Consider the following 15002-nt stretch of genomic DNA (forward strand, 5'->3'; position numbering starts at 1 on the left):
GGGGACGGCGTCAGCCGGGGGGCAGACAGCCCCCTCCCGCCCTCTCTTCCAAACGCAGGTGCCCGCAAATGAGCTTCTCCGTCACAGAACCCACCAGACGCACCAAATACTTTGCCGGCTTCTTCGTGATCCTCTACGCCCTGATCACCATGGTCCCGCTGGCGTGGATCATGCTCACGGGATTCAAATCCCCCTCCGACGCCATCAGCTACCCGCCCAAGGTGGTGTTCGAGCCGACCCTCGAAGGCTACGTGAACCTCTTTACCACCCGCACGCGCCAGACGGACGAGTTCCTCGCCGCCAACCCGCCTCAGACATGGTACGATGAGATCGTGCGCGAATACGATATGGTCATTGCGGGCCCTTCCAAATTCGGCGAACGCTTCCTCAACTCCGTCATCATCGGCTTCGGCTCCACCTTCCTCAGTATTGTCCTTGGGACCCTCGCCGCCTACGCCTTCTCCCGCTTCAAGATCCCGCTCGCGGATGACCTGCTGTTCTTCATCCTCAGCACCCGAATGATGCCCCCCATCGCCGTCGCGATCCCGATCTTCCTGATGTACAGACAGTTGGGCCTTTCTGACACGCATCTGGGCATGATCCTCCTCTACACAGCCGTGAACATCTCGCTCGCGGTCTGGCTCCTCAAAGGCTTCATTGATGAAATCCCGCGCGAGTACGAGGAAGCCGCACTGATCGACGGCTACACAAGGTTTCAGGCGTTTTACAAAGTGGTCCTGCCGCAGGCCGCCACCGGCATCGCCTCCACCGCGATCTTCTGCCTGATCTTTGCATGGAACGAATACGCCTTCGCGGTCCTTCTGACCTCCGGCACGGCGCAAACCGCACCGCCCTTCATTCCCACGATCATCGGCGTCGGCGGTCTGGATTGGCCCGCTGTTGCAGCCGGGGCGACGATCTTCCTGCTGCCCGTGATGATCTTCACCATCTTTCTGCGCAAGCACCTCCTGCGCGGCATCACATTCGGAGCGGTACGCAAATGAGCAATTTCTTCAACGGCCTTCTCCGTCTCAAACGCGGCCCGTGGGAAATGCTGGCCACGATCCTCATTGGCTTGGGGGTATTCATGCTGATGCAACCCTTCGTGCTGTGGCTTTACACCTATTCCTTCATCGTCACGCTGGTGGGCACCGTCATGTTCATCATCGTCAGCCACTTCAAAGAATAGCGCATGGCACAGATCCAGATCAAAAACATCCGCAAGGAATTCGGAGATTTCACCGCTGTGAAGGAAAGCAGTTTCACCATCGAAGACGGTGAATTCTTCATGCTCCTCGGTCCTTCCGGCTGCGGCAAGACCACCACGCTGCGGATGATCGCTGGTCTCGAACTTCCCACCAGTGGTGAGATCTATCTCGATGGTGAGGAGATCAGCCAACTCCCCCCAAGCCAGCGCGACATTGCCTTCGTGTTCCAGATGTTCGCGCTTTACCCGCACATGAACGTGCGCAAGAACCTCAGCTATCCGCTGGTCAGTCAGGGTATGGCCCGCCGTGACGTGAAGGCGAAGGTGGAAGAGGTGGCGAATATCCTCGGCATTCAGGATATGCTGAACAAACCCGTCGGCGGTCTGTCAGGCGGCGACCGCCAGCGTGTGGCGCTGGGCCGTGCGATCGTACGGGATCCGAAGGCCTTCATGATGGACGAACCGCTGGGCGCACTGGATGCTGAATTCCGCGAGCACATGGCCGAAGAACTCCGCGCCCTGCATGACCGCATGAACGCCACCACCGTCTATGTCACCCATGACCAGCTTGAAGCGATGCAGATGGGCGACAAGATCGTCGTGATGAACAATGCGGTCGTCGAACAATTCGGCACCCCGCAGGAGGTGTATGACAAGCCCGCCACGATGTTCGTGGCAGATTTCATCGGCTCCCCATCGATGAACTTCCTGCGTTTCGAAGGCGCTGTGGCCGAGGGGGCAACGACCGTGACGCTGCATGGCCAAAGCACCGGGGTGCCATCGCTGCGGCAGGGCGCCAGCGGCAAGCTGGTGTTCGGGGTCCGGCCCGAACATGTGAAACTGTCAGACAGCGGTGATTACCGGGGTGAGGTGATCACCACCGAGTACCTAGGCACAACCCAGATCGTCACGCTGGACACCCCCAATGGCGAGATCAAGGCGCGCATCGACAGCACCCAAGTCGCCACCGTCGGAGAGAAAGTCGGACTGAGTTTCGAGGCGCCCAAGATCACGCTTTTTGACGATGCGACGGGGGCCGCCCTTGTGTCGGAACTGAACGAGAAGGTGCTTGCCCATGGCTGAGGTCATCCTCAAGAACCTGTCCAAGTCCTATGGCGATCAGGTAGGAATTGATGATGTATCCCTGACCATTCCCGATGGGTCTTTCGTGGTGCTGCTGGGCCCGACAGGGGCGGGAAAGACAACCACCCTGCGCCTGATCTCAGGCCTGGACAAAGCCGACAGCGGAGAGGTCTGGATCGGCGGCAGGCAGGTCGACGCAGAGATGCCCGCGCAGCGCGATGTGGCGATGGTGTTCCAGCAGTATTCGCTCTACCCGCATCTGACGGTGCGGGACAATCTGGCATTCCCGTTGAAGTCCCCGGTGCTGAAAACCCCACCTGATGAGATCGAGCGCATGGTAGGTGACGTCGCACGCGTTCTTCAGATCAGCCACAAGCTGGACAACAAGGCGACCGAGCTTTCGGGTGGCGAAATGCAGCGCGTCTCTATCGGACGCGCTCTGGTGCGCGATCCGGCGATCTTCCTGATGGATGAACCGCTCAGCTCGCTGGACGCCAAATTGCGCACCGACCTGCGGGTCGAATTGAAACGCATCCACGCGAGCCTTGGTGCGACGCTGCTTTACGTGACCCATGACCAGATCGAAGCCATGACAATGGCCACCCACATCGGCGTGCTGGACCACGGACGCCTCGCGCAATTCGGCTCCCCGCGTGACATCTACGAAAACCCCAATTCGCTTTATGTCGCAGGCCGCCTTGGCCAGCCGCGTATCAATGTTCTGCCCGCCGATCTGTTTGGCGGCATGCCTGCGGGGACCACGCAAATCGGCATGCGCCCTGAACACATCGCGCAGGGTGAAGGGATCGAAGCGCGTGTTCAGCGGGTCGAACATCTAGGGGATCAGAATCGCCTGCACCTGAACCTGCAAGGCCATGACGTGATCACCATCGCAGATCCCGCCACCGAGTATGAACCCGGTGCCGTGCTGAAAATCGCCCCAAGGAACCCGCTATGCTTTGACGCCACGGGCGCCCGCATTCGCTGAAGGAGACCGACCATGCCTCAATTCATCAACGCCAAGGAAACACTGGTCACCGACGCCATTGACGGGCTGCTGTTGACCTCCGGTGGCGCGCTCACGCGGCTGGATGGTTATCCGCATATCAAGGTCGTCTGTCGCACCGATTGGGACAAGTCACGTGTCGCGCTTATTTCCGGCGGCGGGTCGGGGCATGAACCGGCGCATGCGGGTTTTGTGGGCAAGGGCATGCTGACAGCGGCAGTCTGTGGAGAGGTCTTTGCCTCCCCTTCGGTCGACGCGGTACTGGCCGGGATTCTGGCAGTGACAGGCGACGCGGGCTGTTTGCTGATCGTCAAGAATTACACCGGGGACCGGCTGAATTTCGGTCTTGCCGCTGAACGGGCGCGCGCCTTTGGTCTGAAGGTGTCGATGGTGATCGTGGACGATGACATTGCCCTGCCGGACCTGCCGCAACCGCGCGGGGTGGCGGGAACGCTGTTCGTGCACAAGATCGCAGGTGCCCTCGCAGAAAGCGGTGCCGATCTTGATGCCATCACCGCCGCAGCGGAGGAAGCGATTGGTGCCATGGCTTCTATCGGGACATCACTGGATACCTGCACGGTGCCCGGCTCAACCAAGGAAGACCGTATCGCGCCCGGCATGGCAGAGCTTGGTCTGGGCATTCACGGCGAAGCAGGCGTGCAGCAAGTTGCGCTGAAAGATGCCAAGCACGCGATGGACATGGTTCTGGAAAAGCTTGCTCCGATGATCGGCGATGGGCCGCATGTGGCGCTGCTCAACAACCTCGGTTCAACCACCCCACTTGAGATGAGCGTACTGGCGCAGGAACTGGCCACCGCGGAAAGCGCCACGAACATCACGTTCATCATCGGACCTGCGCCGATGATGACCTCTCTTGATATGCACGGTTTCTCCGTCTCTGTCCTGCCCGTAACAGCCGACAATCAAGCGCATCTCGAAATGCCCGTGAACCTGCCCGCATGGCCCGGTATGGTGGCGCTTGGTGCTGCTGATCCGCGCCCCTTGCCGGACGGGCTGGCGCCGATCAAGCCCATTCCATCCACCCATCCCAAGACACGCGCCTTGCTGGATCGCTGCTGTAACCTGCTGATCGCGGCAGAGGGGGATCTCAACACGCTCGATGCCAAGTCCGGCGATGGCGATACGGGCAGTACCCTTGCCACGGCAGGCCGCGCGATGAAATCCTCGCTGGATCGCCTTCCGCTGGCCGACCCCACGCAATTGTTCCGTGCCGTGGGAGAGGAGTTGAGCCAGACCATGGGCGGTTCATCCGGTGTCATCCTTGCCATCTTCTTTGGTGCAGCAGGAGACGCCTGCGCCAGCGGTCAGCCGGTGCCGGAGGCATTGCTTGCCGGGCTGAAACGCATCAGCGAAGTGGGCGGTGCCAGTATCGGGGACCGCACGATGATCGACGCGCTTGAACCGGCGCTGAATGCATTGCCGAAGGGTATCGATGCCGCGGCCAAGGCGGCCCGCGCGGGTGCGGATGCGACCGCCAGGATGGGCAAGGCCAAGGCCGGGCGTGCGTCCTATGTGCCGGAGGAAAACCTGATCGGTCACAATGACCCGGGCGCAGAAGCGGTTGCGCGCCTGTTCGAAGGTTTGACGGAGGCCTGATGCCACAGCGACGGACATGAAATGAAAGAAGTTCCCGATATCACCGTGACCCCGACCATCAACGACATCGCCCGTGTCGCCGAGGTCAGTCTTGCCACGGTCGACCGGGTCCTGAACGCGCGCCCCGGCGTTCGGGACAAGACGGTGCGCAAGGTCCATGAAGCGATCGAGCAACTTGGCTATGTCCGCGACACGGCAGCAGCCAACCTCGCGCGCGGGCGGGTGTATGACTTCGTCTTCATCCTGCCCTCCAACAGCAACGAATTCCTGTCTTCCATCGTGGCAGAGATCAACCGTCTGGGCCGAAGCCTGCGCTATGAACGCACGCGGCTTTCCTATGTCCAAGTCGCGGCCTTTGATCCCGTGGCACTGGCGCGCGCCATTGATGACATCGATGCCGGTGAAGTGGACGGCGTGGCGATTTTCGGGCCGGAAACACCGTCGGTACGGGACAGCGTGGCGCATCTGAAGGCGAATGGCGTTACAGTTGTCTCGCTGGTCGCGGACATTCCCAGCTCAGAACGCGATCATTACATCGGGGTGGACAATATCGCGGCTGGGCGGACAGCGGGGCAATTGCTGGGCCGGTTTCTGGGTGGGCGCAGCGGCAAGATCCTGGTCATGACCGGATCGATGCTGGCGCGGGATCATCTGGAACGGCGGCTGGGATTTGACGAGGTCATGGCACGCGACTTCCCCGATTTGGAAGTGCTCGCCTCACTGGAAGGGCGCGACGATCCGGCGTTGATTGCGCGGCTCCTGCCACAAACACTTGCCCGCCATTCCGGGATCATCGGCATCTATTCCTCTGCTGCCGGAAACGAGGGATTGCTGGAATTCTTCAACACGCATCAACCTGCGATCAAACCCGTGGTCATTGCGCATGAATTGACCCCCCTGTCACGGCATGCGTTAAGCGAGGGTTTCTTTGATGCAGTCATCAGCCAGGACAGCGGCCATCTTGTCCGCTCCGCCGTGCGCATCATGCGCGCCAAAAGCGACCGGACCCCGATCAACACCGCGCAGGAGCGGATCAGAATCGATGTCTACCTGAAAGAAAACATGCTGCCGATAAACGAGACCGAATAGGGAGAAGTGAGCAATGAAGACCATCCAGGGACCGGCGCTGTTCCTTGCGCAGTTCGCGGGCGATGACGCCCCTTTCAACTCGTGGGACGCGATCACCAAATGGGCGGCGGACTGCGGATACAAAGGGGTGCAGGTGCCCAGCTGGGACGTGCGCCTGTTTGACCTGGCCAAGGCCGCCGAAAGCAAGGACTACTGCGATACGTTCAAGGGGCAGGCCGCGGAAAACGGTGTTGAGGTGACTGAGCTTTCAACGCATTTGCAAGGTCAGCTTGTCGCGGTACATCCCGCTTACGACACCGCCTTCGACGGCTTCGCGGATCCGTCCGTGCACGGTAATCCGAAAGCCCGGCAGGAATGGGCGGTGAATCAGGTGATGAAGGCGATCAGCGCCTCCGCGAACATGGGCATCAGGAACCACGTGTCGTTCTCCGGCGCATTGGCCTGGCCCTATGTCTACCCTTGGCCCCAGCGCCCTGCCGGTCTGATCGAAACCGCCTTTGACGAACTCGCCAAACGCTGGCGTCCGATCCTTGATCATGCGGAGGAGCACGACGTCAACATCTGCTACGAAATCCACCCCGGCGAAGACCTGCATGACGGTGTGACCTTCGAGATGTTCCTCGAACGGGTCGACAACCACGCCCGTTGCAATATGCTCTACGATCCCTCGCACTATGTGCTGCAATGCCTCGACTACCTGGACAACATCGACATCTACGCCGAGCGCATCAAGATGTTCCACGTCAAGGACGCGGAGTTCAATCCGACGGGCCGCCAGGGCGTGTATTCGGGCTACCAGCCTTGGGTCGACCGTGCAGGCCGGTTCCGGTCACTGGGCGATGGGCAGGTCGATTTCGGCGCGGTCTTCTCCAAGATGGCGGCGAATGACTTCGACGGATGGGCCGTGGTGGAATGGGAGTGTTGTCTGAAACATCCCGAGGATGGCGCGCGCGAAGGAGCGCAATTCGTGTCCGACCACATCATCCGTGTGACCGAACGCGCCTTCGATGATTTTGCGGACGGCGGTACGGATGAAGCGGCGAACCGCAAGATGCTGGGGATCGGAACATAGTCGACCGGAGCCCTTGGTAGCGACGTCGCGCTGCCTCCGGCGGGGATATTTTTGGAGAAAAGATGATGGGGCATCGCAAAACAGACCGGCCGCACGATGTTGATGCAGTGTCGCTGGCATCTTTTCTCTTCAAATATCCCCGCCGGAGGCATCCGACCTCGAAAACCGCGGTACGGTTAACAGTTTGTTCAGACCTTACCTACAAATTGATACATGCGGTACAGGCAGGGATTGCCGATGACCGTGAGAGAAGATGCACCTCGTTCTGTTTTCAGGGCGGGGTGTTTCCATTTCTGAAAGGAATTTCGACATGATGAGCAGAATTCGACTGGGCATGGTCGGCGGTGGCAATGATGCATTCATCGGCGGGGTGCACCGCATCGCCAGCCGCATCGACGACCGCTATGAGTTGGTTGCGGGGGCGTTGTCCTCTACCCCCGAGAAATCGCGCGCCAGCGGGGAGGCGCTGGGCCTGCCGCGCGTCTATGATGATTACAAGCAGATGGCCATTCGAGAGGCACGGTTGAAGCAGGGGATCGAAGCGGTCTCCATCGTGACGCCGAACCACGTGCATTACGCCGCAGCACGCGAATTCCTCAAACGCGGCATCCACGTGATCTGTGACAAGCCGCTGACCTCCACCCTTGCGGATGCCAAGAAGCTGGTCAAAGCAGCGGGACAGTCTGACGCGCTGTTCATCCTGACACACAACTACACCGGCTACCCCATGGTGCGCCAAGCCCGCGAGATGGTCGCGAACGGCGACATCGGCAAGATCCGTGTCGTGCAGGTCGAGTACCCGCAGGATTGGCTGAGCGAGGAGCAGGACTTCAAACAGGCCGAATGGCGGACCGATCCGGCGCGTTCCGGGGCAGGGGGGTCGACGGGTGACATCGGCACCCACGCGCATAATCTTGCGTGTTTCATCTCCGGTCTGGAGGTCGAAGCACTGGCCGCCGATCTGGATGCCTTCGTGCCGGGACGGCAGAACGATGACAACGCCCACGTGATGTTGCGCTTCAAGGGGGGCGCGAAGGGGATGCTTTGGTCGTCCCAAGTCGCACCGGGTAACGAGAACGCCCTGCGCATCCGTATCTACGGCGAAAAGGGCGGTCTGGAATGGGCGCAGGAGGATCCGAACTACCTGTGGTACACGCCGCTGGGAGAGCCCAAGCGTCTGATCACCCGCAACGGTGCTGGTGCGGGCGATGCCGCCGCGCGCGTGTCCCGCGTGCCGCCTGGTCATCCTGAAGGGTATCTGGAGGGGTTCGCCAACATCTATTCCGAAGCGGCCGAAGCCATTCGCGCGCATCAGGCAGGGAAGAAGCCGAACGCTGCCGTATTGTATCCGACAATTGATGACGGGTTGCGCGGTGTGCAATTCGTGGATGCTTGCGTACGGTCATCCAAGCGCAATGCGGCCTGGGTCAGCATGGAGTGACCTTGCCCCCGGCAGGCGTTGGCATAAGGTGGCCTCACAATCAAAGGACTGCCCATGCCCAAACTCGCCCGCCGCATCACCGATACCTCGCCGAAGAACTTTGGCATGTTCGCCAAGGCCGTCGCGATGGAGGGCGACCTGATCCATCTCGAACTGGGTATGCCAGTCCACGACACCCCCGCGCACATCAAGGAAGCAACCATTGATGCCTTGCGTGCGGGGCACGTCCACTACAGCGATCTGCAAGGCATCGCGCCGCTGCGGGAGGCGATGGCGCAAAAGCTGGCAACAGTGAACACTCTTTCCGTCGACCCGTCTGAGATCATCGTCACCAATGGCCTTACACAGGCGTCCTATGCCGCGTTCATGGCGTGGCTGGACGAGGGGGATGAGGCCATCCTGCTTGATCCCTATTACCCGCAGCATATCGGCAAGATCGAACTGGCGGGGGCACGCGCGGTGATAGCGCCGCTCGATGCAAATGACGACTTCCGTATCAAGCGCGCGCTGATCGAACCTGTGGTCACCTCCGCTACAAAGATGATATGCCTTGTAAACCCCTGCAATCCCACGGGCCGGATGTTCGACCGTGAGGAACTGCAGGTACTTGCCGATCTGGCAATTGAACATGATCTGATCGTCTTGTCGGACGAGGTCTATGAACAGATCACCTTTGACGGGGCGCAGCACATCAGCATCGCCAGCCTGCCGGGCATGAAAGAGCGGACAATCACGACATTCGCCTTCACCAAGGCCTATGCGATGGATGGCTGGCGGTTGGGCTATCTGGTGGCGGATGCCGCGATGATCGGTCCGTTGATGAAGATCACGACCAACGAGGTCACCCATGTAAACACCTTCATTCAGCATGGCGCACTTGCCGCACTGACCGGTCCGCCCGAGGTGCTGGCGGATATGGTGGCCGATGATCAGGCGCGCCGCGATCTGGTGGTGTCCCGCCTGAACCAGATGCCGGGTGTGCGCTGTCCCTCCCCGCAGGGCACAATCTATGCGTTTCCGGACATCACCGGCACGGGGTTGACCGCACAGGAAGCCGCCGATCGATTATTGAACGAAGCGCAGGTCGTGGTCGAGGCGGGCAGTTTTTATGGCGCACAGGGGGAGGGGCATTTGCGCGTGTGCTTCGGTTCCCAGACGGCTGAACGTCTGGAGGAAGCCATGGACCGGATGAGCCGGTTCTTCAATGCGATTGGACAGGAGGGCGAACATGGGTGAGGCGCAGGGGACCGCGATCGCGACTGTTCAGGTGGACAGTGATGTCGTCAGAGTGACCCGCTGGGATTTTCCGGTCAAAGGGGCAAACACCGGATGGCACAGGCATGCCTATGATTATGTCGTCGTCCCGATGATGGACGGCACATTGGCGATCAAGGGTGCGGATGGCACGGTGACGCAGGCCCCTTTGAAGGCGGGCGTTTCCTATGCGAGGCCCGCGGGGGTGGAGCATGATGTTATCAACGACACCGACGGACCCATGGCATTCGTGGAGATCGAGGTTTTGCGCGGCGGTTAACCCCCGGTCAGATAGGCATGGATCGCCGCGCGCATGTTGTCGCGCAGGGCGCGCCGATGACAGTTCTCGACAAGGCGCAGGTACAGCTGTTCGCCAATGAAGAACGGCAGGGTTGTGGTCACTTCGCGCGCGTCAAGTACATCGGAGCGCAGAAAGGCCGCCAAATCCTGCGCCGCAATGCCATACCGCCGCGTGGACGGGCGTGCGGGATCGTGGATTTGGGACCAAACGAGAAACCGAGCCGCATCGCGGGCAAGGGGCAGCCAGCTTTCCCCCTGAATATCGACGCCGCAAATGATCCCGTCATGGATGTGCATGTTCATCCCGACGAAGTCGCCGTGGGTCGCTGCCTGAACCAGGGGAACGCCTTTGACCTGTTCAATACGGCCACGTATGTTTTGTAGAAGATCACCAGCCAATTCTTGGTCCGCTGGATCGGTAACGGGGTCGGTCGAAACCGCGTCCAGCTTTTTCACCCAGAACCGCGGTCCGAATGTCGCCTGTCGCTTGCGGGTCGCACTGTACTGACGCAGCCACGCGCCGCTTTGCTCAAAAAGCGTCGCGCGCTCAGCACCCTTTGCCGACAGGATCATCTCGTCCAGCCGCTCCCCGGCAGCGAAGCTCAACACGACAACGCCATCTTCCGGCCAGGCCATCAGGCAGCGATTTGCCCGATACTGCGGATTGTCGAAAGCGGTTTCCAAGTGCGACAACTCAGCCCGCAGGCGGGTCACTGCATGCACAGGGTCGTCAACGATGAACCGTTTTACCACCACCTGTGCATCATTCACATGCGCGCTGAACACCCAGGATCCCGGGCTGATCCGCAAAGGCGCGTCAATGCGCGCTGACGTCACGTCCGGCTGGTTGTTGAGAAACTCGGTCAGCCACGCGGCCTCTTGCGTGCCTTTCAACGGATCAGCGCCCTTTCCAAACCGGATCGCGCTTCTCCGCAAAGGCGCGCGCGCCTTCAAGCTGATCTTCGGAACCATAAAGGATATCGACGGTGCGCAGTTTGCGTTGGGTGATCCGGTTCATTGCATCCTGAAACTTCGAATCCTCCGCGTCGCGCACGACTTCCTTGATCGCCGCATAGACCAATGGCGGGCCCGATGCGATCAGCCGGGCCAGCTCCCACGCGCGGTCCATCAGGGTATCGGATGGGACGACCTCGTTCACCAATCCCCAGCCCCTACCCTCTTCCGCGTCGAACCATCGACCGGTCAGCAACAACTCCATTGCGATATGATAGGGGATGCGCTTGGGCAGTTTGATGCTGGCGGCGTCGGCCACTGTGCCGGACCGGATTTCCGGCAGGGCAAAGGTGGCGTGGTCCGCGGCAAGGATCATGTCTGCGCTCAGCGCCAGTTCCAGACCGCCGCCGCAGGCGATGCCGTTGACCGCTGCAATCACCGGCTTGTTCAGATCGCGCAGTTCCTGCAACCCGCCGAACCCGCCAACACCGTAATCTCCATCGACCGCATCCCCGTCAGCGGCTGCCTTGAGGTCCCAGCCGGGGCAAAAGAACCTGTCGCCGGCACCGGTAAGGATGGCCACCCGCATCTCCGGATCATCGCGGAATTCCGCAAAGACATCGCCCATGATCCGGGAGGTCTGCAAATCGATCGCATTGGCCTTCGGTCGGTCCAGCGTCACCTCCAGAATGCTGCCCTCGCGGCGGGTCTTGATCGGGCTGTCGGTCATGTCAAAGTCCTTCTAGTCAGAGCGGCGCAGCAAGGCGTCGACCGCGATGGCATCCGTGGGGGTGCAGATCAGCGGATTGATTTCAATTTCGGCCAAGCCTTCGGCACGCGCAAGGACATAGTCCTGCACAGCCCGTACCGCCCGCAGGATCGCTGCCATGTCAGCCGGTGCAGCACCCCTGTGGCCGGTCAGCAGCGGTGCAATGCGCAGGGATCGAAGCGCGGCCTCGATATTGGTATCCGACGCAGGGATGATCAGACTGGCGCTGTCCTGCCAGAGTTCCGTCAGCGTCCCGCCGGCGGCAAGCGTGAGGACATAGCCATGCGCTGGATCGTGCAGCACACCAATCAGCAGTTCGGCAACGCCACCTGTCACCATTTCTTCGATCAGGAAGCTGGAACAGGGCATGTCAGCGGCGGCGTGGACCGTCTGATCCGCGGTCTGCAAGTTCAACCGGACCGCGCCCGCTTCGGTCTTGTGCGCCACCCCTTCGCCTTTCAGGACCTGTGGAAAGCCAACCGATGTTGCCGCCTTTGGAACACCCGCCGCATCGGTGAAACGCGCAGATCGCGGGACGCGAAGACCGTGTTGGGCCAGCATGGCCTTGGCCTCCGCTTCGGTCGCCAACGTGGGTGCTTCCACTGGCGTGGGAAGCAGAACAGGCTCCGCATGCTCTGGCAATGGGCGCGCCGCGATGGCGCAGGCGTCAAGCGCTTCTTCCAGCCCGCAGAAAGGAACCACATCCGCCTCCATCAGCCGCGCCGCGACATCTTCGGGCATGAGTTCGGGCAGGGTCGCCACCATGCCATAGCGCGCCCCGGTCTGCTGCGCAGCGGCAATCGTTGCCTCAATGGTGCAGTCCCAGTCGTCCGGGTCACACCGATCCGCCCGGGGAAAATCCACGACCAGCAGCACAATGCCGATCCCCGGCCCTGCCATCGCTGCAAATGCCGCTGTCATCGCAGGCACATCGCGCCAGATGTAGGTGTGATAGTCGAGCGGGTTAGCCAGCGCGACCCGTGGACCAAGTGCGGCGCGCAGGTCGGATTGCTGGCCCGGGGTGAGCGGCGGAAAGGACAGGTTCCGGCCCACGACACTGTCCGACGCAAGGCTTGCCTCCCCGCCCGAGCAACTGATCGAAGCCAGCGTGTTCTGTGCAAGACGACCGCCCACGTGGAGCAGTTTCAGCGTTTCGAGAAACGCTGTCAGGTCCGTGACCCGCAGCATGCCAAGGCGGCGCAACAGCGCCTCCGCCCCGGCATCACCGCCGGCAAGGGACGCGGTATGTGACAGTGCAGCCTGCCGTGCCTGATCCGAACGGCCCATTTTCAGCACCACGATTGCCTTACCCAGATCACGCGCCCGCGCCGCCAGGGCTTCGAAGGCGCGCAAATCGCCAATGCCTTCGATGTACAACCCCAAAGCGGTCACGCGCGGGTCGTCCAGCAGCGCCTCACCGATCTGCGACACACTGCACTGCGCCTGATTTCCCACTGTCGCGACATAGGCAATCGGCAGCCCGCGTTTCTGCATGGTCAGATTGATCGCGATGTTGGAACTTTGCAGTACCAATGCGACCCCTTTTTCGCACCGCTGCCCGCCATGCTGATCCGGCCACAGCAAGGCACCATCAAGATAGTTGATCAGCCCATAGCAATTCGGCCCGAGGATCGGCATATCACCCGCCGCAGCCAGCAACCGTGCCTGCAGGTCGATTGCCCCGACATCTTCTGCCTGTGCTTCCAGAAAACCGGAGGCGAAACACACCGCACCACCCGCACCCATCGCGGACAAAGCGCCGACAATGTCGATCGTCACGTGTCGATTCACGCCGATGAATGTGGCGTCCGGTGGCTTGGGCAGGGCATCGACGCTTGCAAACGCGGGCACACCATAAATTTCCGGAGCATCTGGATGAACGGGCCAGATCTCACCTTGAAAACCGATTTTGCGTGATTGCCTGACCACCTGCTTGCACCATGCGCCCCCACCCACAACCGCAATCGAACGCGGACGCAGCAAGCGGCCCAGATCGCGGGGCATTATGCCCCCAGCGGGCGCAGAAGATCGCGCGAAATGATGTGCCGCTGTATCTCCGACGTGCCATCCCAGATACGTTCCACGCGCGCGTCACGCCAGAAGCGTTCGATGGGAAAATCATCCATCAGCCCCATGCCACCGAAGATCTGCAATGTCGTGTCAGTGACCTTTGCCAGACATTCGGAAGCGTAAACCTTCGCGCTTGCGATCTCCCGGTTTGCGGGCAGTCCTTCATCCAGCCGCCACGCGGCGGCCAGCGTCAGCCAGTCGGCGGCATCAATCTCCGTGATCATATCGGCGATCTGGAAACTGACCCCCTGAAACTTGCCGATCTGTTGGCCGAACTGCTTGCGCTCGGCAGCATAATTCAGCGCATAGTCAAAACATCGCCGCGCCCGCCCGACGCTGAAGGCGGCCACGGTCAGGCGGGTCGCATAAAGCCATTCGTTCATCACCGCAAACCCGCCGTCCACTTCGCCCAGAACCTGTGCGTCGGGCAGGCGGCAATTATCGAAGTAGAGAATGCAGTTTTTGTAGCCCTTGTGGCTGACCGAATTGTACCCATCGCTCACCTCGAACCCCGGCGTGCCGCGATCGACAAGGAATGTGGTGATCCGTTTTTTCGGCCCCTTTGGCGTTTCATCGACGCCTGTGGCGATGAATACAATGAAGAAATCCGCGTGTTCCGCTCCGGAGATGAAATGCTTGGACCCGTTCACGACCCAATCGCCCCCGTCGCGCACCGCCGAACACTTCATCCCGCGCACGTCCGACCCTGCATCGGGTTCCGTCATTGCCAGCGCATCCATCCGTTCGCCCCGCACCGCCGGCAGCAGATAGCGTTCGCGCTGATCGTCATTGCACGCCATCAGGATATTCTGCGGCCGCCCGAAGAAATGCGTCAGCGCCATCGACCCGCGCCCAAGTTCACGTTCGACCAGCGTGAAATCCACATGGCTCAACCCCGCGCCACCGACCTCTTCGGGGAAATTGCAGGCATAAAAACCCAGATCGATGGTCTTTTGCTTGATCGCCTCACCCAGTTCATGCGGCACCTGCCCGGTCCGCTCGACCTCGGCCTCATGGGGGTAAATCTCATTCTCGACAAAGCTCCGAACGGTGGAGACGATCATCTCCTGCTCATCACTGAGGCCAAAGTTCATAGGGGTCTCCATCGTGGTCCATGGTGGAGACTAGCCAGAACTGGGC

At 60.9% G+C, this 15002-nt stretch carries 14 protein-coding genes; 10 read left to right on the forward strand and 4 right to left on the reverse strand.

What is annotated here, in order from left to right:
• Positions 1-68: 68 nt before the first annotated feature.
• The 10 genes from AB4X18_RS08580 to AB4X18_RS08625 all read left to right on the forward strand — a co-directional run bounded on the left by AB4X18_RS08580 (position 69) and on the right by AB4X18_RS08625 (position 10049).
• Entirely contained in the window at positions 69-1004 is a 936-nt protein-coding gene (locus tag AB4X18_RS08580; protein ID WP_370399686.1) for a carbohydrate ABC transporter permease, read from the forward strand.
• On the forward strand, positions 1001-1189 hold the full coding sequence (locus AB4X18_RS08585) for a hypothetical protein (RefSeq protein ID WP_370399687.1): 189 nt from the start codon (positions 1001-1003) through the stop codon (positions 1187-1189). The genes AB4X18_RS08580 and AB4X18_RS08585 overlap by 4 nt, the downstream gene beginning before the upstream one ends.
• A 3-nt stretch (positions 1190-1192) precedes the next feature.
• Positions 1193-2290: an ABC transporter ATP-binding protein gene (locus AB4X18_RS08590; RefSeq protein WP_432817294.1), complete on the forward strand. Its 1098-nt coding sequence runs from the start codon at positions 1193-1195 to the stop codon at positions 2288-2290.
• Entirely contained in the window at positions 2283-3278 is a 996-nt protein-coding gene (locus AB4X18_RS08595) for an ABC transporter ATP-binding protein (RefSeq protein ID WP_370399688.1), read from the forward strand. Before AB4X18_RS08590 ends, AB4X18_RS08595 begins: the two co-directional genes overlap by 8 nt.
• Positions 3279-3290: 12 nt before the next feature.
• Positions 3291-4913 carry a dihydroxyacetone kinase subunit DhaK gene (locus AB4X18_RS08600; protein WP_432817295.1) on the forward strand — a complete coding sequence of 541 codons (1623 nt, stop codon included), beginning with the start codon at positions 3291-3293 and terminating at the stop codon, positions 4911-4913.
• A 21-nt stretch (positions 4914-4934) separates the two neighbouring features.
• Positions 4935-6002 carry a LacI family DNA-binding transcriptional regulator gene (locus AB4X18_RS08605; protein WP_370399690.1) on the forward strand — a complete coding sequence of 356 codons (1068 nt, stop codon included), beginning with the start codon at positions 4935-4937 and terminating at the stop codon, positions 6000-6002.
• Positions 6003-6015: 13 nt separating this feature from the next.
• A complete protein-coding gene (locus AB4X18_RS08610; protein WP_370399691.1) occupies positions 6016-7074 on the forward strand; it encodes a sugar phosphate isomerase/epimerase family protein in 1059 nt (352 codons plus the stop codon).
• Positions 7075-7387: 313 nt separating this feature from the next.
• The gene (locus AB4X18_RS08615; protein ID WP_370402602.1) at positions 7388-8515 is read left to right on the forward strand and encodes a Gfo/Idh/MocA family protein; all 1128 of its coding nucleotides are present in this window, start codon (positions 7388-7390) and stop codon (positions 8513-8515) included.
• 54 nt (positions 8516-8569) lie between these two features.
• Positions 8570-9751 carry a pyridoxal phosphate-dependent aminotransferase gene (locus tag AB4X18_RS08620; protein WP_370399692.1) on the forward strand — a complete coding sequence of 394 codons (1182 nt, stop codon included), beginning with the start codon at positions 8570-8572 and terminating at the stop codon, positions 9749-9751.
• The gene (locus AB4X18_RS08625) at positions 9744-10049 is read left to right on the forward strand and encodes a cupin domain-containing protein (protein WP_370399693.1); all 306 of its coding nucleotides are present in this window, start codon (positions 9744-9746) and stop codon (positions 10047-10049) included. The genes AB4X18_RS08620 and AB4X18_RS08625 overlap by 8 nt, the downstream gene beginning before the upstream one ends.
• On the opposite strand, the gene AB4X18_RS08630 is transcribed toward AB4X18_RS08625, so the two are convergent.
• From AB4X18_RS08630 to AB4X18_RS08645, 4 genes are read right to left on the reverse strand one after another with little or no spacing between them, the layout of a single operon-like run.
• Positions 10046-10963 carry a hypothetical protein gene (locus AB4X18_RS08630; RefSeq protein WP_370399694.1) on the reverse strand — a complete coding sequence of 306 codons (918 nt, stop codon included), beginning with the start codon at positions 10961-10963 and terminating at the stop codon, positions 10046-10048. The two genes, AB4X18_RS08625 and AB4X18_RS08630, sit on opposite strands and share 4 nt — an antisense overlap.
• A 4-nt stretch (positions 10964-10967) precedes the next feature.
• Positions 10968-11753: a carnitinyl-CoA dehydratase gene (locus AB4X18_RS08635; RefSeq protein WP_432817296.1), complete on the reverse strand. Its 786-nt coding sequence runs from the start codon at positions 11751-11753 to the stop codon at positions 10968-10970.
• Between the two features lie 12 nt (positions 11754-11765).
• Positions 11766-13796, reverse strand: coding sequence for an acetate--CoA ligase family protein (locus AB4X18_RS08640; protein WP_432817297.1), 2031 nt, complete (start codon positions 13794-13796; stop codon positions 11766-11768).
• Complete coding sequence (locus AB4X18_RS08645; protein ID WP_432817298.1) at positions 13796-14956, reverse strand: acyl-CoA dehydrogenase family protein; 1161 nt, start codon at positions 14954-14956, stop codon at positions 13796-13798. The genes AB4X18_RS08640 and AB4X18_RS08645 overlap by 1 nt, the downstream gene beginning before the upstream one ends.
• Positions 14957-15002 lie beyond the last annotated feature (46 nt).

The sequence above is a fragment of the Sulfitobacter rhodophyticola genome, assembly GCF_041281685.2.
GTDB lineage: Bacteria > Pseudomonadota > Alphaproteobacteria > Rhodobacterales > Rhodobacteraceae > Sulfitobacter.